Genomic DNA, 21,732 nt, shown 5'->3' with positions numbered 1-21,732 from the left:
CCTCGCTCCGGTCCGGTGAGCGCAGCCGCCCGGTGGCCTTGAGCAGGTAGTCGTGGTCGTTCCACCCGGCCGACCGAGTGACGGTACCGCCGAGCAGGGCATCCACGGGGCCCTCCCGACCCGGGTCGCGGCCGCGTTGCCGGCAGCGCGTACGGCGGCCGGCGCGGTGTCCGCCCAGAGCCGGACCACCGCGGGCGGTCGAACGCGGCAGCCGAGCGACGGGCCCACCAGACGTGCCGGGCGCTCCCGTCGCCGTGCGGGAAAGAGTGCCAGTAGTTGACGGAGTCCACGGTGGCCGGTCCGTCGGCGGGGCTGGCCAGCGCGACGAGTGGTGCGGGGATGGAGGACCGGGCCGGTCGGGCGGCCCGGTCACCCAGGGTCGTGCTGCTCAGCCGAACATCTCGTCGAGGAAGCTCTTGCGCTTCTTCCGGCGGTAGTGCCCGTGATAGCCGTAGTGCTGCTGGCTGTGGCCGTAGGCAGGTGCCGGGGCCGGGTAGCCGTGCTGCGGAGGCGGCGGAGGCGGCGGAACGGCACCGTAGCCCGGCTGGTGTGGCGCAGGCGGCGGAGGTGGGGGCTGGTAGCCGCCGGGCTGCGGTGCGTGCCGGGCCGGCTGCGGGGCGGGGGGCGTCTGCTGCGCGCTCCAGTTGGCCTCCGCCTCGAACAGCTTCTCCAACTCACCGCGGTCGAGGAAGATCCCCCGGCACTCGCCGCACTGGTCGATGACCACGCCACTGCGCTCGTACTGACGCATTTCTCCGTGACACTTGGGACAGGTCAGGCTCATCACCCGACGGTACCTGGTCGACTCACGCGGTAGCGGTCAGCGCCTCCGTCACCTCGCCGTCGGACACCTCGTGGAAGTCGTCGTAGTACGCCCCGACGGCGGTGAAGTTGGGTGGCCGCTGAGCACAGATCACCTGGTCGGCTTCGGCGGCGAGCATCTCGTACGCCTGCTGGGCGCCGACCGGTACGGCGACCACCACCCGACGGGCACCGAGGTGCCGGGCCACCTGCACGGCGGCCCGGGCGGTAGCGCCGGTCGCCAGGCCGTCGTCGACAATGACGGCGATGCGCCCGGTCAACTCCAGCGGAGGTCGGCCGGCCCGGTAGAGCCGTTCGCGCCGATCCAGCTCCGCCTGCTCCCGGCGCTGCACGTCGGCGATGTCGTCGGGGCTCAGCTGCCCGGCCACCACCTCGTTGACCACGCGTACGCCGGCCGGACCGAGCGCGCCGAAGGCGACCTCGGGGGCCCACGGCATGCCGAGCTTGCGCACCACGAGTACGTCAAGTGGTGCGCCGAGGCGTTCGGCGACTACCTGGGCGACCGGCACGCCGCCGCGTACCAGGCCCAGCACGACGACGTCCGGTTCGCCGATCAGGGCGGTGAGTCGGTCGGCGAGCATCCGGCCCGCCTCGCTGCGGTCGCGGTAGGTGGTCATGCCCTCAGGTCTACGCCGTGCGAGCCGTCTTCGCTCGCCGGTTGCCGGATCCCGGGAACGTCGAGTGCTGATGCCCAGACGAGGAACGCCACCGGATAGAGCAGATAGCCGAACCGGGTGCTGGGCATCAGCAGGATCGCGACGAGCAACCCGTACCCGCAGACGAGCGCCGCGGTGCGGGCGGTGCGGGGCGGGCGGCGGACGAGCCGGACGGCGATTGCCGCCGCGGCGGCGACCAGCAGCGCCGCCGCCACGGCCCGTCCCGCCGGCAGCGCGTTCGCGATCAGGTAGCCGGGAAACGGGGACTGCGCCGGGCTGGAGACCAGGCCGTGCCCGAGGGGGAACCGCAGCACGTTCTCCACCAGGGCGTCCCGGTCCACCAGCAGGGTGGGCAGCAGTGCGGCGGCGGGTAGGCCGAGCGCGCCGGCGGCGACCCGCCGGCCGACCCGCCGGCAGACGCCCCAGATGATCAGGACGGCGGCGACCGGCCAGGCAAAGAGTTTGAGCGCACCGGCGAGCCCGACGGCGACGCCGGCCCAACCGGGTCGTGCGGTGGCGGCGAGCGCGAGGCCCAGCAGGCAGAGCGCGAGTACGGGTAGGTCGTCGCCGCCGGTGGCGAGGGTCAGCGCGCAGATCGGCAGGACCGTGGCGGCCTGTACCCCGCGCAGCACGGCTGCCTCATGCGCGGCTGGTGCGCCCGCACCCTCCGGTCGGCGCAGGATACGGACGGCGAGAAGGAGAGCTAGGGCGGTGCCGATCGCGAACCAGACCCGGGCGTCGCCCCACCACGCGTCGGTGGCCGCGCGGGGCAGCCCGAACAGGGCCATTGCCGGTTGATACGGCGTGTAGCCGAGCAGTTGTTCGCCCGGCGGCAGCGCGGCAATGGCGTCCGGTCCCAAGTAGGGCGTGCCGGTCTCCACCAGCCGCCGCCCGGACTCCTCGACCACGAGCACCTCCTCCTGTGCCCGGTCGGTGCGCCCGGCCGCGCGCTGCACGCTCTGCCGCAGCAGCGGTAGCAGGGCGACGGCGACCCAGGTGAGCAGGGTGACCAGCCAGCGTGCGGGCAGTCCGGCCAGCGCCGAGCCGGGCCGGTGTCGCCGCAGCAGGAGCTGACCGAGCGCGACGATCGCCGCGCCGAGGTAGCCGAGTGCGGCGATACCGCCCCAGGCGCGGTGCGGCAGGAGGGTGGAGGTGGCCGCGGTGACTGCGGCGAAGGCGGCGGAGACGGCGTAGAGGCCGAGGTCGAGAGCGAGACCTCCGGCGGTCGTGTCGATCCGGTGCCACCACCCGGGACGGCGGCTGGTCGGGGTGGTGGTGCTCACCCGGGCTAGTCTGTCAGGCCGGCTGGTGGCGGCCCCGTCCGCCCTGTCGGCGTCCCTGCGGTAGCCGGACCACCGCGCCGGTGTCGTGCAGGGCGACCGCCAGGCAGCCGGGCCGGTCGCCGGTGCCGCGCTGGAGTGCGGCGAGCAGTGTTCCGGCGGGCAGCGGACGGGCGAAGAGATGACCCTGGCCGGCGGTGCAGCCCAGTTCCCAGAGGGTGCGTCGCTGCGCCTCCCGCTCCACGCCCTCGGCCACCACGGAGAGGTCGAGGCTGCGACCGAGATCGAGGGTGGAGCGGATGATCGCGGCGGCCTCGGTGGAGGATTCCATGCCGGTGACGAAGCTTCGGTCGATCTTCAGCTGATGCACCGGGATCCGGGAGAGTAGCGAGAGTGAGGAGTAGCCGGTGCCGAAGTCGTCCAGGGCCAGCCGGACGCCGGCGTCGCGCAGTCGGGTGAGTACCCGGTCGACGACGTCGAGCTGACTGAGGGTGAGGGTCTCGGTCAGTTCCAGGATCAGCCGGTCGGGTGGCAGGTCGTGGGCGCGCAGGCGGGCCAGCACCAAACCGGGGAACCGGGCGTCGAGCAGGCTGCGCGGGGAGACGTTCACCGCCACGGGTACGTCGAATCCGGCGTCCCGCCAGGCGCCGGCGGCGATCAGGGCCTGGTCGAGGATGGCTTCGGCGAAGGCCGGAAGCAGGCCCGACCGTTCGACGGTCTCCAGGAAGCGCAGCGGGTCGATCATGCCGTGGGTGGGGTGACGCCATCGGGCCAGCGCTTCGGCGGCGATGACCTCACCGCTGCCGAGTTCGACGATCGGCTGGAACTTGACGGTGAACTCGTGGTCGGCCACGGCCCGGGTCAGGTCTCCGCCGAGCGTGAGGCGATCCAGGTCGGCGGTGTCCCGGGCGGACGCGTAGCTGGCCAGCCGCTGCCCGGCCCGCTTGGCCTGGTACATGGCGACGTCCGCGCGGCGCAGCAGTTCGACCATGCCGCCGGTGGCGGGAGCGGCGGCGATACCGCCGCTGGCCTCGACGTTGAGCCGCATGCCGTCGATATCGAAGGGTTCGTGCAGCGCGGCCAGCAGCGTTTCGGCGCGGTGTGCGGCGACCGCGGGCGCGGGCAGGGCGCGCAGGAGTACGGCGAACTCGTCGCCGCCGAGCCGGGCGACCAGGTCCTCGGCGTGGGCGGCAGCGCGCAGCCGTTCGGCGACGGCGGCCAGCATCTGGTCCCCGGCGGTGTGACCGAGGGTGTCGTTCACCTCTTTGAAGTGGTTCAGGTCGATCAACACCAGGGCGGTCACCCCGTCGGCGTGCCGTTGGTTCAGTTGGTCGTTGCCCGCGTCGAGCAGGTGACGCCGGTTGGGTAGACCGGTAAGCGCGTCGTGCGTCGCGTCGTGCGCGTGGGCCTGGGCCACCCGGGCGAGTTCGGCGTACGCCTGGGCGTTGCGGATGGCGGTGCACAGCGCCGAGGCGAAGGTGTAGAGGGTGTATTGCTCCCGCTCGGAGAGTTTCACCGGTCCGCGGAATCGCAGCCGCAGCATGCCCACGTCGACCGTCTTGTCGTGCCCTTCCAGGCGGGCAGGGACCACCGCGCCCTGGACGGTGGTGGGCTCGGCTGCCGGACCGTCGTACGTGACACCGTCGGTGCCGCCGCGTACCACCCGGTCGGCGTCGCGCAGCTCGACCTCCACCTCGTCGGCGGAGAAGAGTTCCGCCGCCCGGGTGACCGCGGTGGTGAGGACCTCGTCCAACTCGACCACGCTGAGCGCGTCGGTGGTCTGGGCGAGCCGCTGCCACACCTGCTGCTCGGTGCGGGAGCGGATTCGCGCCGAGTAGAGCAGGTGGAGGCTGAGCATCAACGGAGGCACCGCGAGGAGCAGCCGGAAGTCGACGTTGATGAGCAGCACCGTGCTGATGATGACGATGAGGCGGGCGACGGCCGCACTGATGCGGAGACCCCAGTCCTCACGGAACAAAGTGCGCAACGAGGTTCCGGTGGCCAAAGAGATGACCGGCAGGGTGACGAGTTCGTCGAGCAGCACCGCAGCGAGATAGGCGACGGCGAGGGGGAGCGCTGTGTCAGCGAGATCTGAGCTGCCGGCGGATCGCCCGAATACCTGAAGTACCAGGCCGGCGGCGGTGGCCACGAGCATGTTCTTGCCGATGCCGAAGGCTCTCTTGATCGGCGAGCTGCCGGTGAGGACCGTGGCGATCGCGATGCCGAACCCGGTGGCGAGGATGACCACCGAGGCGGGTGCCACCGCGAGCCCGATCACGATGGCCGTCTCGGTCCAGGCGATGTCGTGGTTGGTGGAGCGGATACGCACCCTGACCTTGACGATGAAACCGACCGCGACGAGGGAGATCAGGGTGGCCCAGGTGAGGGTCGCCGTGATGGCGCCGTAGCTGGGCAGGTGCGCGACGGAGACCGCACCGGCGAGGCCGGCCAGAATGACGACGAGACCGACGAGCAGCATCAGCCGCTGATCGGTCCCGGTCTGTCGGGCCTGCCGAGCCAAGCATTATCCCCAATCGTCACCGGGGCGTTGCGCTCCGCAAGCGTACTCCGGCTGCTCCTGATCGGGCAGGAGGTTCAGTTCCATTCGTGCGAGTTCATCTCGACCCCCAGCTGAATCTGACTGCACCGTGCTGCCAGACCCTAGGGTCGCTTGGGGGCGTTTAGCGATGATTCATGTCCTAATGCGCATAATAGGCCAATATGGAGATGTTGTATCACGGTCCGTCTTACCCTCTTGACTGGCTGTTCAATGGAGGGCAGGTTCCGCTCCTGGTGGGCTGAAATGCGGTCAATCAAGTGTCCACAGAGCCGCTATTGACTTCATCGCCGCTTCGGTTGAGCTTGTCGCTGATCGCTGCAACCTACCGGGTGGCGATGGCGTTAAGCTGCATACAGTGATCCTTTGAATGCGGTCAGAGGGGCCGGGTGCAGATTCAGGTTCTCGGCGGTCTGGCGGTACGCCTCGGCTCGCAGGCGCTACCGCCTGGAACGCCAAAGCAGCAGACCGTCCTGGCCATGCTCGCGTGCAACGCGGGAGAGTTGGTGTCGGTCGAACAACTCGTCGACGAACTGTGGTTCGAAGATCCACCTCCCTCAGCAATACCGAATGTCCGTACTTATGCGGCTAACTTGCGACGCGGTCTTGAGGCGATGCTTCCGGATCGAGAGGTGCTGATCCGCTCTCGGGACGGTTACCGACTCGATGTCGAGTGCTCGGACGTGGACCTTTGTGCCTTCCGCGAAGACGTGACCGAGGCGCGGCAACTCGTCGGAGCCGACGAGCGGGAGGCGGTGCGACTGGTATCCCGAGCTCTCGCCCGCTGGCGTGGGCCGATGCTCACTGGGATCGCCCTGGGGCCTCGGCTCTCCGCCCAGGTGGCCGCCGCGACCGAGGATCGGTTGCTGGCCACCGAGTTGTTCGCCGAGTTGCAGATCCGGCTCAATCAACATGACGAGGCGTTGCCGGTTCTGCGGGAGCTGCTTACCAGGCATCCGCTGCGCGAACCGGCCTACCTGTTGCTCATGCAGGCTCTCCACCTACGGGGAGACTCCGCCGGTGCCGTGGCGGCCTACACCACAGCTTGTCGAACCCTGCGTCAGCAACTGAACGTCGAGCCGGGGGAGGAACTGCAACGGTTGTATCGCCGCATCGCCCGGCACGACGGCCAGTCTCGCCGAGCCGACCCAGCCGGAGCACCGGGTAGGGAGGCCGTCGACCAGGAGCAACGACTGCTCTCGTACCTCCCGAGGACGGTTCCGGACTTCGTGGGCCGTGCGGACGCCGTTGAGTACCTGGTGTCCGCGACCCTGCGGGCTGAGGAGCACTGCACGGTGCACCTCGTTGACGGCATGGCCGGCAGCGGCAAGACGACACTTGCGGTCCACGTCGCCAACCGGCTTGCCGCCCGATTTCCGGACGCCCAACTGTTCATCGACCTCAAAGGCCACGACCCTGCCGAGAAGCTGGACCGCCCGACGGCTCTGACGACCTTGCTCCGGCAACTTGGCACGCCCGCCGGCCGGATACCGCCGGACCCCGGAGACCGGCTCGACCGGTGGCGCCGCGATCTGGCTGGTCGGAGGGTGATCATCGTGCTGGACAATGCGGCCGACGCCGCGCAGGTCCGGCCTCTGCTGCCCACGGCACCGGGAAACCTGGTAATCGTGACCTCGCGTCGGCGGATCAACGGGCTGGATGTCGATCCGCCGGTGTCCTTGCCGCTGCTCAAGCCGGCGGAGGGCGTCGCACTACTGGCCTCTACGGCAGGGGCGGAGCGGGTGGCTGCGGAGCCCGAGGCGGCAGCAGCGGTGGTGGAAAGCTGTGGTCGCCTGCCGTTGGCGATTCGGCTTGCCGGTTCACGACTCGCGCATCGTCCGAACTGGCAAGTGGCGGATCTGGCAAAGCTACTGGCAAGCAGGGCCCGCCGGCTGGATCACCTGACCTCAGGGGATCGGAGTGTGGCTGGTGCGTTCGCCGCCTCGTACGCCTTGCTGAACGAGCCCGCGCAGCGACTGTTCCGACTGCTCAGCGTGCATCCGGGAGACGAGTTCGGCCTGCTGGCCGCCAGCGCGCTGTCCGGCCTGTCACTTGACGACACCGCCGACGTGCTGGACGCACTGCTCGACTCCCACCTCATCGAGGAGTTGACGGCGGGACGTTATCGGATGCACGACCTCATTCGGCACTACGCTCACGATCTGTCGAACCGGACAGACCAGGTGCATGAGCGAAGGTCGGCGCTGGCAGACCTTCTTGATCTGATGCTGCATCTCTCGTTCTCTGTAGCTGACGACCTCGAATTGAGCCGTACCCGCCTTCATGTCACTCTCGATGCTCCGCGTCGACCCGACCTCGTCGAGATGAAGAGCGACTCCGCCGAGAAGTGGATGGAGCTCGAACGGAGCAACCTCGTGTTGCTTGTCGGTAGGGCGCATGAGTGGGAATTCTGCCAGAAGGCGTGGCAGTTGGCGCGGATCCTGTGGCGCTTTTTATACACTCGGGGATGCTATGACGATATTGTCGTGACCAGCCTTCAAGGGCTCGCAGCCGCAGAGAAGGTCGGCGACGAGCGAGCCATGGCCGTCATGCACAACTATCTCGCCTCGGCCTATCTGCGGACCGGCAACTATTCTGGCGCACTGGCTCATCTGAAGAGGGCCGTCGAGATCTGTGAGCGCTGCGGCGACCGAATAAACCTCGCGCGTTATCAGGCTAATCTGGTGGCAATCTACTGGATTCTCGGTGAGCCTGAAAAGGCAGTAGCCGTGGCGTTGGAAAGAAAGCGGAAGAGCATTATTTCGGACGCTCACGAGACCGCCACCCACCTGCCGAACCTCGGTCTCGCGATGGCGCTGCTCGGCAGATACGACGAGGCCCTGCGCGTGCACCGCCTCCACCTGTACCTCGGACGCCAGCTGGGCAGTCAGTTTCACATTCTCAACGCGCTCGGTCATATCGGTGCGGTGAAGCGCCGCATGGGGCAGTACGACGTGGCCGCGCGAGCGTTGCGGACCGCGCTCGTCCTGCGACGACGCACCGGACACCGTTACGCGGAACCTGAGGTCCGGAACGACCTCGGGGTCGCCCTACGTGGTCTCGGGCGCATCGATGAAGCGGTGCTTGAGCATGAGGAGGCCCGAAGAATGGCGGTCGATGCCGGCGAACCTCATGTGGAGGCAGCCGCTCTGAACGACCTCGCGTTGACTCTCGCCGGATCTGCGGAGACCGCGAGGTTGATCGAGCTGCACCGCGAGGCGCTGCGAGTGGCCACTCGGATAGCTCACCCCTATGAACAGGGGCGCGCCCTGGCTGGACTGGCCGAGCAAATGTGGACGATCGATCCGACGGAGGCGCGTCGACAGTGGGCGCGGGCGTTGGCGATTTTCCGACGAATGGGAGTGCCGGAGCGGGTGGACGTCGCCCGACGCTTGACCGAATCCGCAGCCCAGGAGCCTTCCATGCGCGGGTCGGCATCGGTCGCCGATGTGAGCTTTTCCCGGCCGTACGTAGGTTGACGATCAAAGCCGGCCGGTTGAGGTCAGGCTTCTTATCGGTTTCTTATCGCTGGGGTCGCTAGCCTGCCGGATGTTCGCCGACGGGGGGAGATCCGACAGTTGCCGGATCTCGTCGCGACCCCTGCCGCCGGGTATACCCAGCAGCCCGAGGCAGGCTGGTGAGGAAGGGGCGGCGTCCCCGCGCCGCTCCTTCCGAGCTACGGAACGGTCCTGTCACACCGCAGGGATAGGCTCGCGACCGTGACCGAACCCGCCCAGCTCACCCACGTCGACACCGCCGGCGCGGCACGCATGGTCGATGTCTCCGCGAAACAGGCCACCGGTCGGGTGGCGACGGCCGCCGGCCGGCTGCGGACCACCCGCGAGGTGATCGATCTGCTGCGTGGGGAGGGTCTGCCCAAGGGCGATGCCCTGGCGGTCGGCCGGCTGGCCGGGATCATGGGGGCGAAGCGTACTCCCGACCTGATCCCGCTGTGCCACCCGATCGCGCTGCACGGCGTCACCGTCGACCTGGCGCTGACCGCCGACACCGTCGAGATCACCGCCACCGCCCGCACCGCTGACCGCACGGGGGTGGAGATGGAGGCGCTGACCGCTGTCGCCGTCGCCGGGCTGGCACTTGTCGACATGGTCAAGGCCGTTGATCCGGCGGCCAGTGTCGACGCGGTCCGGGTGCTGCGCAAGGAGGGTGGCAAGACCGGTCTGTGGGAGCGCCCGGAGGACCGGTCGTGATCCGCGCCCGGGTGGTGGTGGCCTCCAACCGGGCCGCTGCCGGTGTCTATGCCGACACCAGTGGCCCGCTCCTCGTCGCCGGTCTACGTGAGTTGGGCTGCACGGTGGGCGAGCCGGTGGTCGTGCCGGACGGCGAGCCGGTCGGCCAGGCGGTCCGGGCGGCCGTGGCGGACGGCGTCGACGTGGTGCTGACAAGTGGCGGCACCGGGGTCACCCCCACCGATCGCACTCCCGATGTGACCCGGGTCCTGCTCGACTACGAGATTCCCGGCATCGCCGAGGCGATCCGCGCGCACAGCCGCGACAAGGTGCCCACCGCCGTGCTGTCCCGCGGGGTGGCCGGTGTGGCCGGCCGCACGCTTGTGGTCAACCTGCCCGGCTCGACCGGCGGAGCGCGGGACGGTCTCGCCGTGCTGGGTCCGATTCTGGCCCACACCATCGACCAGTTGCGTGGTGGCGACCACCTGTCGGCCGGTTAGGCTCGGCCGGTGAGAACGGAAACCGCCTCCATAGACGAGGTCTCCGCGCCACCACCGGCCGACTGGGCGCAGGCCCGATCCCTGGTGTACGCGGCCGGCCTGGCCGCCGCGCTGCCCGCCGTCGAGCGTCCCCTCGCCGAGACTGACGGGCACACCCTCGCCGAACCGCTCACGCCCCGGACCGACCTGCCGGCGTTTCCGACGTCGAGCGTGGACGGATGGGCGGTGCGTGGTGCCGGCCCGTGGCGGGTCGTCGGGCGCGTCCTGGCCGGTGGTGCGCCCGCCCCGTTGACCGAGGACGGGACGACTGTGGAGATCGCCACCGGGGCGATGGTGCCGGCGGGGGCCTCGGCGGTGCTGCGGGTGGAGGAGTCGACGCGTACCCCGGAGGGGATTGTCGACGGCGTGCCACGCGCCACGCCGGAGTGGCGGCAACCCGGCGAGGAGGCCACCGCCGGTGAGGAGCTGCTGCCGGCCGGGACACCTGTCGACCCGGCGGTGATCGGCCTGGCCGCCTCCTGCGGCCACGACACGCTGCGGGTACGCCGGCAGCCCCGGGCCGCGCTGCTGGTCTTCGGCGACGAGCTGCTCACGGCAGGCCCGCCGGGCGCCGGGCGGGTCCGCGACGCGTTGGGCCCGGCGGTGCCGGGCTGGCTGCGTCGGTACGGCTGCCAGGTGGCGCCGAACGCGGTGGTCGGCCCGGTCGCGGACACGCTGCCCGCCCACGTGGCGGCGTTGCGGGCCGCTCTGGACAGCACCGATCTGGTCTGCACCACCGGTGGCACCATGCACGGCCCGGTCGATCACCTGCACCCGGCGTTGGCGTCGTTGGACGCCGAGTACGTGGTCAACACGGTCGCGGTGCGTCCCGGCTTCCCGATGCTGCTGGCCCGGTTGGTCGGCGCCGACGGGCAGGTCCGGTTCGTGGCCGGGCTGCCGGGCAATCCGCAGTCCGCTGTCATCGCACTGGTGTCGCTGGTCGCCCCACTGTTGGCCGGGCTCGCGGGTCGGTCGTTGCCAACGCTTCCGCACGCCGTTCTCGCCGAGCCCGTCGCCGGTCGTGGCGACCACACCCATCTGGCGCTGGTCCGACTCGACCGGCTCGCCGGGACAGCCCACCCGGTCCGGCACGTCGGTTCGGCAATGCTGCGTGGGCTCGCCACCGCCGACGGGTTCGCGGTGATCGACCCCGGCACCACCGGCTCGGTGGGCGACCGGGTTCCGATCGTGCCGTTGCCGCTGCTACCCGGGGAGCGGGCATGGTGACCGTCATCAGCAGCGTCACCGACCAGCCACTGGATCTCGCCGCGCACGAGGCGGCGGTCGCCGACCGGCGGGCCGGCGCGGTGGTGTCGTTCGTCGGGGTGGTGCGCGATCACGACCACGGACGGTCGGTGGCCAACCTGGAGTACGAAGGCCACCCGAACGCCGAGAAGGTGCTCCAGGAGGTCGCCGACGAGGTCGCCGCCGACCCCGACGTGTACGCCGTGGCGGTCTCGCACCGGATCGGCCCGCTGGCCATCGGCGACGTGGCCCTGGCGGCGGCCGTCAGCACCGCCCACCGGGCCGCCGCGTTCGCTGCCTGCGCCCGGCTGGTGGACGAGGTGAAGGCCCGGCTGCCGATCTGGAAGCGGCAGGTTTTCACCGACGGCACCGAGGAATGGGTCAACTGCCCCTGACCGGTGGCCTACCGCCGTCCGTACAGCATCGAGGCGCGCGCCGCACGGTCGGTGTGGAACGCCGGTTCCGCGCCGGGCCGCCAGGGCAGCGCGGCGACCAGCAGGATCAGCGCCAGTGCCAGGGAGTTTTCCATCAACGCGCCGAACAGGCCGTCCTGGTAGTGGGAGACCTCCGGCAGTTGGTGTTCGTACGGCCAGATCGGGGAGATCAGGAAGAGCAGGTAGAGCCCGATGGCGGCGAAGCCGTGGCGGAACCCGGTCAACGTCGGGTACCAGATCGGTGGGCGGAGAGTGGAGACTCCCGGCGGGCCGCCGTACGGCGTCGACGCGGATCGCACGGCAGGACCCCGGCTGGCGTCGTGCCGACGGATCGCGGCGTCAGCCAGGACGATGATCGCCGGGATCACCCAGACGAGGTGGTGCGTCCAGGAGATCGGGCTGATCACGTTGGCGGTCAGGCCCACGAGCGTGAAGGCGGTCAGTTCGTCGCCGTCGGAGTGGGCGTTGGACGCCCGGGACAGGCCGAGCGCCAACACCAGCACGGAGAAGGCTAGCCAGAGCAGGCCGGGGGTCTCGATCGAGTCGTAGAGCCGGGCCAGTAGCCCGGCCAGCGACTGGTTGGGCGTCATGTCGGCGGCACCCACCCGCTCGGTCTGCCACAGCACGCCGCCGAAGTAGTCGCGGGATTCCGCGCCGACTATGCCGAAGCTGCCGATGGTCACCCCGACGGCGGTGCAGATGGCCGTGCCGGCCACCCGCCACTGTCGAGTGATCATCAGATAGAAGATGAACAGGGCCGGGGTCAGCTTGACGGCGGTGGCGAGACCGATGCCCACGCCGGCCCAGGCGCCGCCGTAGATGAACCGCAGCAGCGGGCCGTCGCCCTCGGCCTGGTGGGTGCCGCGCCGCGACCGCCAACGCAGGGCGACCAGGTCGGCCAGGATCAGGGCGAACAACAGCAGGTTGACCTGCCCGTAGCCGAGGGTCTCCCGGGTCGGTTCGATGGCGGCGGCCAGCGGCGTCGCGATGGCCACCGTGTACCACAGTGGCCAGCCCAGCCGGTCGACGATCGGGCGCAGCAGCGCGGCCAGCACCACGGCCAGGGCGGCGATGCTCACCGCGGCGTTGACCAGACCGGCCAGGGTGACCGGCAGGTGCGCCATTGGCAGCATGGCCAACCCGGCGAACGGTGGGTAGGTGAAACCCAGGGTTGTGTCGGGTGCGACGAACTCGTACAGCTCGTGACCGCTCGCCCACCAGACCACCGCGCCGTGGTAGATCTTCATGTCGAAGAAGTTGTACGGACGCCCGAAAGCGCCGATGGCGAGCCATGCGGCGTAGGCGACGGCGGCGACGATGCCCGCCCGTACGACTGTCCTACGATCGATCCCACGCGTTACGCGGCGGACTGTGGCGAGGCGGTCCAGCCCTCTACCGACGATCGTCGGCATGGCGTGGCCACCCCCGTACCAAGGTCGTCCTACCCGTCCAGGTCCAGTACGGAGCCTAGAACGGCGCCTCACGTCAGTGCCTCCTGCGTTATGCGACCGTGTCCGATCCCACACATTCTCTTGACATTTCCACCGCGTTAACGCCTACCGGGCGATTCAGGTGATTCGCGGCCTTAGCCGGGGTGGGGGTGGTTGGATCGCAGCTCAGCGGGGGTGAGGTGGGACGCGTACGGCTCAGCCGGGGAGCCGCCGGGCGGCGGAGGCCGATCGCACGGCGATTCGGGCCTCCCGACGGGCGGTCCGGACCGCGCGGCGTACCGACCGTCGCGAGTGGCCGATGCGGTGACCGGCCCGCCAGCGTAGCCCGGGCTTACCCTCCGTGTCCGCCGCGGCGAGCAACAACCCACCGAAGAGACCGAGGTTCTTCAGAAAGTGGATCTGGTTGTTGTTCTTCGCGATCGGGTCGTCGTTGCGCCAGAAGGGGTGCCCGGCGAGGGTGACCGGGATCAGCGTGCCGGCCAGCACCAGGGCCGCCGGCCGGGTGAACCGCCCGGTGGCCAGCATCAGCCCGGCGCCGAACTGCACGGCCGAGTTGGCGCGGATCAGGGTTTCAGTATCCGTGGGGAGCTGCGGATGCACCCGTTCCAGCAGCGGCGTCACCCGATCGGTGACCGGTTTCGCGGTGGGTGCCAGGCGGCCGGGGTTGGCGAAGTTGCGGGCGCCGCTGACCACGAAGATGCCGCTCAACATGGCGCGGGCGAGGGATCGTACGGGCGTCATGGAACAGTCATACCCTGTCCGGGGCGTTACTACGCCCCGCAACGGGGTATGTCGATCGATCGAGTGCGTAGGGTGCCGCCGCGCCCGGGTTCGACGACCGTCGCGGATGGACGTGTCTTCCGGGGTACCCTACGCCGCGTGACGACCCTGCGGCTGCGACCCGAGGACCCGGCCGACACCGGCGCGATCCGCCGGGTGCTGTCCGCAGCCTTCGCCCGGCCCGACGTGGCCGTCCCGCCCGAGGTACGCCTCGTCGACGAGCTGCGTGGCAGCGACGCGTGGCTGCCGGAGCTGGCGATGGTCGCCGAGTACGGCGGGGAGATCGTCGGTTGCGCCCTGCTCACCCGGGTGTTGGTCAACTCGGGCACGGCCAGCACGCCAGCGCTGGCGATGGGACCGGTTGCGGTGGCACCGCACCGGCAGCGGATCGGGCTCGGCACGTCGGTGGTACAGGCCGCCCTGGAGGCGGCGACCGAGCTCGGTGAGCGACTGGTGGTCGTCCTCGGCGATCCGGCCTACTACCGGCGCTTCGGCTTCAGCCGCGCGGACCAGTTGGGCCTGACCAGTCCCTGGTCCGGCCTCGGCGAGCCGTGGCAGGCGTTGATCCTTCCGCCGACCACCAGCGGTGAGCCGTCGCCACCCCGGGGTGAGGTCGTCTTCCCGCCGCCTTGGTCGAAGGTCTGACCCCGGCTGACCGACCGGCAGCAGGTGGCGGGCGACGACGGGGTTGGCTAGCATCGAGCAACTTTCGGCTACCCCTCGCATCCCGCACCCGGAGGCTCCGACCCGATGACCCGCGTCCTGCTGCGCTCTGCCAAGGACCCCTTCACCCCGGTCAGCCCGGAGCATTCCCTCGCGCTCTACAAGCAGGGCATTTTCGGGCGGAACGTGGGCAACCTCGTCTTCACCGAGGCGGTGCACAAGCTGATCAGCGTGCCGGGGACCGAGGTGGTGTCCAACTCGTTCCTGAGCGAACGGCCCGGCGTGGACCAGGCGTACGTGGACCGGATCAACGAGCAGTTCGACATGTTCGTGGTGCCCCTGGCAAATGCCTTCCGGCCGACCTTCCTGGAAAACCTCAAGCGTCTCACCTGGGTGATCGAGAACCTGCGGATTCCGGTAGTGGTGGTCGGCGTCGGCGTCGCGGGCGCTGGCGGGAGCCTCGACAACCCCTTCCCGCCGGACACCGACGAGATGAGCGGGGCGGTGCGCCGGTTCGTGCGCGCGGTGCTCGACAGGTCGGCGACGATCGGCGTACGCGGCGAGATCACCGCCGCCTACCTCGCCGAGCTGGGTTTCGGTGACGACGTGGTCGAGGTCGTCGGCTGTCCGTCGCTGTTCCGGGACGGCCCGAACCTGACGATCACCAAGCGGGTGGCCGAGCTGACGCCGGAAAGCCGCTTCACGATCAACATCTCGCCGTACGTGCTGCTGATGGACGAGGTCGCGACCCGGCACGCCGGGCGTTACCCGAACATGGTCTACGTCCCGCAGGACGACACCGACCTCAGGCTGCTGCTGTGGGGGGTCCAGCCGGACACCGTCCGACCGGGGATGCCGCACCACACCGGTCACCAGCTCTACCGGGAGGACCGCATCCGGTTCTTCGTCGACGCCTCGACCTGGATGCGGTACCTCGCCGAGCGCGAGTTCTCCTTCGGCACCCGGATCCACGGCAACATCGTGGCGCTGGCCGCCGGGACGCCGGCCCACGTCCTGGTGCACGACAGCCGGACCCTGGAGTTGGCCCGGTACCACGACATCCCGCACACCATGGTTCCCGGCCTGAGCCCGCAGGTCGACGCCGCGGATCTCTACGCCCAGTCCGACTACACCGCGTTCAATACCGGGCATGCGCGGCGCTGGGACCGCTTCGCCGGCTTCCTGGAGCGCAACGGCATCGAGCACATCTTCCAGCCGGGCAAGGCCAACCCCGCCTACGACAAGCGGCTGGACGCCGTGGGGCTGCCGCCGCCGGTGACCACCCTGATGACCACCGACCCCGAGGCCAGGGAGCGGATCACCGCCCGGGTGGCGGAACTCTACGCGCTGGGTGGCCTGCGCGCGCTGCGGAGGGCACACAAGCCGCATATTCCGTTCCCGCACACCGCTGCGCCGAAGGAGTCGGTGGCGACCGGCGAGCGGCGGCCCGTACCTGCCGCAGTGCGGCACCTGCCGGCACCTGTGCGGTCTGCGCTGCGTCGCAGTCGCGCGCTCGCCGGTCGGCTCCGCCGCCAGTCCTGACGGCAGGTCTGATCCCTCTCGCGCAACGGGCAGGGCGGCCGGTGCGTTGTTAGCATCGAAAATGTCGGCCGACCCACACCTACCGGCGTGGAGATGACCAGATGCCTCGCGTGCTGCTGCGTTCTGCCAAGGATCCCTTCAACCCGGTGAGCCCGGAACTCTCTCTCGCGCTCTACAAGCAGGGCATCTTCGGGCGCAACGTCGGCAACCTCGTCTTCGCCGACGCGGTGCACAAGCTGATCAGCGTGCCGGGAACCGAGGTGGTGTCCAACTCCTTCCTCAGCGAACGTCCCGGCCTGGACCGCGCGTACGTGGACCGGGTCAACGAGCAGTTCGACATGTTCGTGGTGCCGCTGGCAAATGCCTTCCGGCTGAGCTTTCTGGAGAATCTCAAGCGCCTCACCTGGGTGATCGAGCGGCTGCGGATTCCGGTAGTGGTGGTCGGCGTCGGCGTCGCGGGCGGCGCGGGCAGCCTCGACGACCCGTTTCCGCCGCCGACCGACGAGCTGCGGGTGGCGGTGCGCCGGTTCGTCAGCGCGGTGCTCGACAGGTCGGCGACGATCGGCGTACGCGGTGAGTTCACCCGCGCCTACCTCGCCGAGCTGGGCTTCGGTGACGATGTGGTCGATGTCGTGGGCTGCCCGTCGCTGTTCCGCGACGGCCCGAACCTCCGGATCGACAAGCGGGTGCCCGGGATCACCCCTGAGACCCGTTTCACGATCAACATCTCGCCGTACGTGAAGCTGATGGACCGGATCGCTACCCGGCATGCCAAGCGCTACCCGAACATGGTCTACGTGCCGCAGGGCGACGAGGTGCTCGAACTGCTGCTGTGGGGTTCAAACCCGGAAAACGTGCGCCGAGGGCTGCCGCATCACACCGGTCACCAGCTCTACCGGGAGGACCGCATCCGGTTCTTCGTCGACGCCTCGACCTGGATGCGGTACCTCGCCGAGCGCGAGTTCTCCTTCGGCACCCGGATCCACGGCAACATCGTGGCGCTGTCCGCCGGCACGCCCGCGTACGTGCTGGCGCACGACAGCCGGACCCTGGAGTTGGCCCGGTACCACGACATCCCGCACAGTCTGCTGCCCAACCTGAAGCCGGAGGTCGACGCCGCCGACCTCTACGACCGGGCCGACTACACCGCCTTCAACGACGGGCAGGCGCAGCGCTGGGACCGGTTTGCCGGCTTCCTTGAGCGCAACGGCGTCGAACACATCTTCCAGCCCGGCAAGGCCGACCCCGGATACGAGGCCCGGCTGGCCGCTGCGGGCCTGCCGCCGCCGGTGACCACCCTGATGACCACCGATCCGGAGGCCAGAGAGCGGATCATCGCCCGGGTGGCGGAGCTGTACTCGCTCGGCGGCGTCCAGGCGCTGCGCGAGGCGCACCAGCCGCAGATCCCCTTCCCGCACACCAGAGCGCTGCGCAAGGGGCTGGCACCCGGTGAACGGTTGCCCGGCCACGCCGCCGGGCGGCATCTGCCGGTCCCGGTGCGGTCCGCGCTGCACCGCAGCCGGGTGCTCGCCGATCGGCTTCGCCGCCGGCCCTGAGCGAGCGCGTACGCCGGTTCCGAGATGGGACTCCGGGCGGCTCACCGGGTTGATCTCGCCGGGGAGCGTCGGGAGGCGTACGGGACCGGTGGCACGTCGACCTGGCGCATCCCGGCCGGCATCACGAACAGTTGGCGCTTCTCGGTAGCGTCCCCGTGCCTGTCCAGCTGGTAGCAGTCGAGCCACGTCCAACCGTGCGGCGGGTGCCGGTCGGTCAGCTCGCGGATCACCCGGACCATGATCGGCGCGTGGAACTGCGGGGATGCTGCCCGGGTCAGCAGGTACACACCGGGCGGGACGGTCGGGGTGCCGTCCTCCCGCCGGCCGGTCACCGGCCATCGCGGTGGGGCTGTCGTGCGGGCACGCGTGCCTCCTCGTCACCAGGAGATCTGGGAGGGGCCGCCCCGGGAGGTGCTCGCCCGGCGGGGCGGCCCCGACAAGCACGTCCAGCGAGTTCGGGGGAGTCTCCACTGGCTCGTGCCGTCCTGATTTCCACCCTTCCGTCGTGTGTCTGCCGCATACACCGCGTATCGGAGTGGATGCTGAGTGTCCCCGAACGTCCAGGAAGGATCGTGCGAGTGAACCGTGCCGTCGTGACAGCAATGACCGAGGCGGGCGAGACCGCCGACACCCTCGCGGCGCGGGTCGGTGTCGACCCGAAGACCGCCGCGCGGTGGGCCAGCCATGGACGCATTCCCCGCCCGCAGACCCGTAGGCGGGTCGCCGAGGCGCTCGGCCGGGAGGTGACCGAACTGTGGCCGGACGTCCTCAAGCGGCGCGAGCCGGCGTGGTTCCGGCGGTGGGTCGACATCGAGCGCGAGGCGGTCGCGCTGCGCTGGTTCGAGTTGGCCTGGGTGCCGGGGCTGCTCCAGACCGAGGCGTACGCGCGGGCCACGCTGGCCGGGGAGACGCTTACCGCCGACGACATCGGGCGGCTGGTGGAGGCGCGCCTCCAGCGGCAGGCCATCCTGCGCCGGGACAACCCGCCGATGCTTGTCGTGGTGCTGGACGAGCTGGTGCTGCGCCGGTCCGCGTACGGCGACCGGGCGCTGATGCGGGAGCAGTGCGAGCACCTGGTGACGTGCGGCGCGCAGCCCACCACGGCGATCCATGTCGTGCCCGCGTCGGTCGGCATGTACGCCGGGCTGGGCGGGCCCTTCATCCTCGCCGAGCTGGACGACGGCAGCGTGCTCGGGCACGCGGACAGCCAGACCGAGGCGAAGATCGTCGATCAGTCCGCCGACATTGCTACCCTGGGCCGCAGGTGGGAACGCATCCGTGGCGAGGCGCTGCCACGGACGCAGTCCCTGACACTCCTCAGGGAAGCGGCAGCATCATGGACATGACCGGCGCGCAGTGGCGCAAGAGCAGCAAGAGCGGCAACAACGGCGGCGCTTGTGTCGAGGTCGCCGACAACCTTCCCGGCGTGGTCCTGGTCCGGGACACCAAAGACCGGGCCGGCGGCACGCTCAGCTTCCGACCAGTGGCGTGGCGCGGCTTCGTCGAGCTGGCGAAGGCCGCCCGCCCGACCGCCTGAGGCACCTCGGGAAGCCCCGGCCGCCCGGCCGAGGGCTTCCCGCTGTCTGCCGCCGACCCGCTGCCCGCCCTGCCAACCCTTCCTACCCCTGGCCCGGATCTGTGGCAGTGCCGGCGTTCGACACGCCGACGCCAGGGCAGCTCCGCTGCCACAGATCGGGCGGCTGTCGGGCTGGGTCAGGCGGGCTGGGTGCGCAGGTAGCGGCCGAAGTGCGGGACGGTGAAGGCGACCGTGCCGCGCTCCCCGGAGTAGATCAGCCCCTTCTTGATCAGCGCATCCCGGGCTGGGGAGAGGCTGGCCGGCTTGCGGCCGAGGGCGCGGGCGATCTCCGAGGTCGGCACCGCGGCGTCCATGTCGTCCCGGCCACCGCCGTCGGTCTCCGTCTCCACAAGTGAGAGATTCGCCATCGCCCGCATGTACTCCCGTTCGGCGGGGGTGGCCCGCTCGAAGCGGGAGCCGAAGAAGCCGACGGCCAACTCCGCCTCGGCCTCCGGCGCGGCGACGCGTACGTCGGCCGGGGTGATCGGTGACCGGGGGGCGTGGTCCCAGGTGGCCTTCCCGTACGCCTGCACGAAGTACGGATACCCGCCGGACTTCTCGTAGAGCAGGTCGAGGGCCTTCGCCTCGTACTCGACGTCCTCCCGCTCGGCCGGCGCGCAGAGCGCGTGGTCGGCGGCGATCCGGTCGAGACGGTCGATGCGTTGGTAGCGGAACAACCGCTCGGAGTACGACTTCGCCGCGCTGAGCACCGCCGGCAGGTGCGGCAGGCCGGCACCGACCACGATCAGGGGCGCGCCGAGCTGCGAGAGCTCGTGGCAGGCGGCGCAGAGCGCGGAGACATCCTCCGGCCCGAGGTCCTGCATCTCGTCGATGAAGACGGCGACGCCGGTGCCGACATCGCTGGCAACGGAGGCGGCGTCGGTGAGCAGCTCCACCAGGTCGATCTCGATGTCACCGGAGTCGGCCCGGCCGCTGGCCGCCGGTACGTCGATGCCGGGCTGCCAACGGTCGCGCAGTTTCGGAGCCGCCCCACCCCGGCCGGTCGGCGCGCCCCGTTGGGCGAATGCCTTGAGCACCCCGAGGAAGGCGTCGATCCGCTCCGGTGCCCGGTGTCTCGGCGCCAACTCCCGAACGGCCATGTGCAGCGCCGCGGCGATCGGTCGGCGCAGCGACTGATCCGGTCGTGCCTCGATCTTGCCGCTGCCCCAGAGCCGGTTGATCGCCTGGGAGCGCAACGTGTTCAGCAGGACGGTCTTGCCGACGCCGCGTAGCCCGGTGAGCATCAGGCTGCGCTCCGGTCGACCCCGGGCGATGCGTTCCAGCACGATGTCGAAGACATCCAGTTCGCGCCCCCGCCCGGCGAGTTCGGGCGGACGCTGGCCGGCGCCCGGCGCGTACGGGTTGCGGACCGGATCCACGTATCGCAGAGTATCGGGCCGTCTAGAGGAGAGGCTAGACATGGATAGACGGCGGTACCGGCGTGTTGCCCTCGACCAAAAACTAGTGCTGTCTAGCGTGGAGGCTAGACAGCACTAGTTTTGGTGATAGGTCGTCAGCCGCGCTGCTTGAGGCAGAGCACGAAGTCGAGCGAGTCCAACTCGCTGTCGTAGAAGTACCAGTTGGTGTAGCCGTCGACCGTGGCGCACTTGTCCTCGGCGTCACGCTCGCCGCTGGTCTTGCCGTCGAAACGCCGCAGCACCTCGTACGACCTCGGCGCGCACTCACTCAGCAGCAGCCTGGGCTTGCCGCCGGCTGCGGCGTCGTTGCGGACGCACTGCCCGGCCTGCACGAAACGGGGGTCGGCGGACGGTGCGGCGGCCGGATCGTCGGGCGGGGTCTCCCCGTCCTGCGGGTCCGCTGTGGACGCCACTTCCTCGGTCGGTGCGGCCACCGGGTTCGGTGGCTGGTCGTCCCGCCCGACCACATAGAACGCCGCCGCACCGCCCAGCACCAGCACCAGCACGGCCGCCAGCACGACGAGCATCCGGCCACGCCGACGCCGCGGCGGTGGTGTGGGTGCGCCGGCGTACCCGGTCTCCGCGTCGGGCTGGTAGGCGGACTGCGCCCAGGTATCCGGTCCCGTCGGGGGGTGTCCCGGACCGGTCGTGCCGTACGGGCCGCCGCCGTGCCCCCCGGCGTCGTAGGACTCGCCGGACCCGTAGCGCTGACCACTGCCGTGGTCCTGGCCGTACCCGTGATCCTGGCCGTACCCGTGATCCTGGCCGTACCCATGGTCTTGGCCGTACCACTGGCCGGGCTGCGGCTCGGGCCATGGCTGCTCGCCAGGATGCGGCTCGTGCCACGGCTGCGGGCCTGGGCCCGGTGGTCCGTAGTTCGCCATGCGCACGCCCTCCTGAGCCATCCCGTCAAGTCGATGGGTGATCGGTCGACCACCGGCACCGCCACCGTCACCGTCACCGTAGTGCCTACGGCAGGTCACCGGTGCCACACTGCCCGACCGGTCGGCAACCCGATCGCCT

Annotated in this window: 19 protein-coding genes; 10 read left to right on the top strand and 9 right to left on the bottom strand. The window is 70.2% G+C overall.

From position 1 onward, the window contains the following. Positions 1-388: 388 nt before the first annotated feature. Genes O7601_RS06645 through O7601_RS06630 form a run of 4 tightly spaced genes read right to left on the bottom strand, consistent with a single transcriptional unit; the run spans position 389 to position 5,237 of the window. On the bottom strand, positions 389-787 hold the full coding sequence (locus O7601_RS06645; RefSeq protein WP_281565342.1) for a zf-TFIIB domain-containing protein: 399 nt from the start codon (positions 785-787) through the stop codon (positions 389-391). Between the two features lie 19 nt (positions 788-806). Beyond that, a complete protein-coding gene (locus O7601_RS06640; RefSeq protein ID WP_281565341.1) occupies positions 807-1,439 on the bottom strand; it encodes a phosphoribosyltransferase family protein in 633 nt (210 codons plus the stop codon). Continuing rightward, positions 1,436-2,761 (bottom strand): glycosyltransferase family 87 protein, encoded by a 1,326-nt coding sequence (locus O7601_RS06635; RefSeq protein WP_281565340.1) that lies wholly within the window; start codon positions 2,759-2,761, stop codon positions 1,436-1,438. Before O7601_RS06635 ends, O7601_RS06640 begins: the two co-directional genes overlap by 4 nt. Before the next feature lie 13 nt (positions 2,762-2,774). Then, on the bottom strand, positions 2,775-5,237 hold the full coding sequence (locus O7601_RS06630; protein WP_281566820.1) for a bifunctional diguanylate cyclase/phosphodiesterase: 2,463 nt from the start codon (positions 5,235-5,237) through the stop codon (positions 2,775-2,777). A 467-nt stretch (positions 5,238-5,704) separates the two neighbouring features. On the opposite strand from O7601_RS06630, the gene O7601_RS06625 reads away from it, so the two are divergent. From O7601_RS06625 to O7601_RS06605, 5 genes are all read left to right on the top strand, one after another. After that, complete coding sequence (locus tag O7601_RS06625) at positions 5,705-8,794, top strand: BTAD domain-containing putative transcriptional regulator (RefSeq protein ID WP_281565339.1); 3,090 nt, start codon at positions 5,705-5,707, stop codon at positions 8,792-8,794. Positions 8,795-9,034: 240 nt separating this feature from the next. Further along, entirely contained in the window at positions 9,035-9,526 is a 492-nt protein-coding gene (gene moaC / locus O7601_RS06620) for a cyclic pyranopterin monophosphate synthase MoaC (RefSeq protein ID WP_281565338.1), read from the top strand. Further along, positions 9,523-10,005: a MogA/MoaB family molybdenum cofactor biosynthesis protein gene (locus tag O7601_RS06615; protein WP_281565337.1), complete on the top strand. Its 483-nt coding sequence runs from the start codon at positions 9,523-9,525 to the stop codon at positions 10,003-10,005. The genes moaC and O7601_RS06615 overlap by 4 nt, the downstream gene beginning before the upstream one ends. A gap of 9 nt (positions 10,006-10,014) precedes the next feature. Then, a complete protein-coding gene (locus tag O7601_RS06610) occupies positions 10,015-11,271 on the top strand; it encodes a molybdopterin molybdotransferase MoeA (protein WP_281565336.1) in 1,257 nt (418 codons plus the stop codon). After that, entirely contained in the window at positions 11,265-11,684 is a 420-nt protein-coding gene (locus O7601_RS06605; protein WP_281565335.1) for a molybdenum cofactor biosynthesis protein MoaE, read from the top strand. The genes O7601_RS06610 and O7601_RS06605 overlap by 7 nt, the downstream gene beginning before the upstream one ends. 8 nt (positions 11,685-11,692) lie before the next feature. Here O7601_RS06605 and O7601_RS06600 read toward each other — a convergent pair whose 3' ends face one another. Together O7601_RS06600 and O7601_RS06595 are read right to left on the bottom strand one after the other, a co-directional pair. After that, positions 11,693-13,135, bottom strand: coding sequence for a glycosyltransferase 87 family protein (locus O7601_RS06600; protein ID WP_281565334.1), 1,443 nt, complete (start codon positions 13,133-13,135; stop codon positions 11,693-11,695). A 234-nt stretch (positions 13,136-13,369) separates the two neighbouring features. Next, positions 13,370-13,915, bottom strand: coding sequence for a DoxX family protein (locus O7601_RS06595; RefSeq protein ID WP_093409410.1), 546 nt, complete (start codon positions 13,913-13,915; stop codon positions 13,370-13,372). 138 nt (positions 13,916-14,053) lie between these two features. Between O7601_RS06595 and O7601_RS06590 the strand changes: the two genes are divergently transcribed. The 3 genes from O7601_RS06590 to O7601_RS06580 all read left to right on the top strand — a co-directional run bounded on the left by O7601_RS06590 (position 14,054) and on the right by O7601_RS06580 (position 17,715). After that, entirely contained in the window at positions 14,054-14,599 is a 546-nt protein-coding gene (locus O7601_RS06590; RefSeq protein WP_281565333.1) for an N-acetyltransferase, read from the top strand. 105 nt (positions 14,600-14,704) lie between these two features. After that, positions 14,705-16,159: a polysaccharide pyruvyl transferase family protein gene (locus tag O7601_RS06585; RefSeq protein WP_281565332.1), complete on the top strand. Its 1,455-nt coding sequence runs from the start codon at positions 14,705-14,707 to the stop codon at positions 16,157-16,159. Positions 16,160-16,260: 101 nt separating this feature from the next. Next, positions 16,261-17,715: a polysaccharide pyruvyl transferase family protein gene (locus O7601_RS06580; RefSeq protein WP_281565331.1), complete on the top strand. Its 1,455-nt coding sequence runs from the start codon at positions 16,261-16,263 to the stop codon at positions 17,713-17,715. A 41-nt stretch (positions 17,716-17,756) separates the two neighbouring features. On the opposite strand, the gene O7601_RS06575 is transcribed toward O7601_RS06580, so the two are convergent. Beyond that, positions 17,757-18,047 (bottom strand): hypothetical protein, encoded by a 291-nt coding sequence (locus O7601_RS06575; protein WP_281565330.1) that lies wholly within the window; start codon positions 18,045-18,047, stop codon positions 17,757-17,759. A 246-nt stretch (positions 18,048-18,293) separates the two neighbouring features. On the opposite strand from O7601_RS06575, the gene O7601_RS06570 reads away from it, so the two are divergent. Then, entirely contained in the window at positions 18,294-19,061 is a 768-nt protein-coding gene (locus O7601_RS06570; RefSeq protein ID WP_281565329.1) for a helix-turn-helix transcriptional regulator, read from the top strand. Continuing rightward, the gene (locus O7601_RS06565) at positions 19,052-19,252 is read left to right on the top strand and encodes a DUF397 domain-containing protein (RefSeq protein ID WP_281565328.1); all 201 of its coding nucleotides are present in this window, start codon (positions 19,052-19,054) and stop codon (positions 19,250-19,252) included. The genes O7601_RS06570 and O7601_RS06565 overlap by 10 nt, the downstream gene beginning before the upstream one ends. Positions 19,253-19,428: 176 nt before the next feature. Here the strand turns inward: O7601_RS06565 and O7601_RS06560 are convergent, their stop codons facing one another. Both O7601_RS06560 and O7601_RS06555 read right to left on the bottom strand, forming a co-directional pair. After that, positions 19,429-20,670: an ATP-binding protein gene (locus O7601_RS06560; RefSeq protein WP_281565327.1), complete on the bottom strand. Its 1,242-nt coding sequence runs from the start codon at positions 20,668-20,670 to the stop codon at positions 19,429-19,431. 134 nt (positions 20,671-20,804) lie between these two features. Further along, positions 20,805-21,593 carry a flagellar basal body protein FliL gene (locus O7601_RS06555; RefSeq protein ID WP_281565326.1) on the bottom strand — a complete coding sequence of 263 codons (789 nt, stop codon included), beginning with the start codon at positions 21,591-21,593 and terminating at the stop codon, positions 20,805-20,807. Positions 21,594-21,732: the final 139 nt, after the last annotated feature.

The organism is Verrucosispora sp. WMMD573 (assembly GCF_027497175.1).
Lineage (GTDB): Bacteria > Actinomycetota > Actinomycetes > Mycobacteriales > Micromonosporaceae > Micromonospora.
The sequence above is the reverse complement of the archived record's forward strand: the minus strand, read 5'-3'. Positions and strand labels throughout refer to the sequence as shown.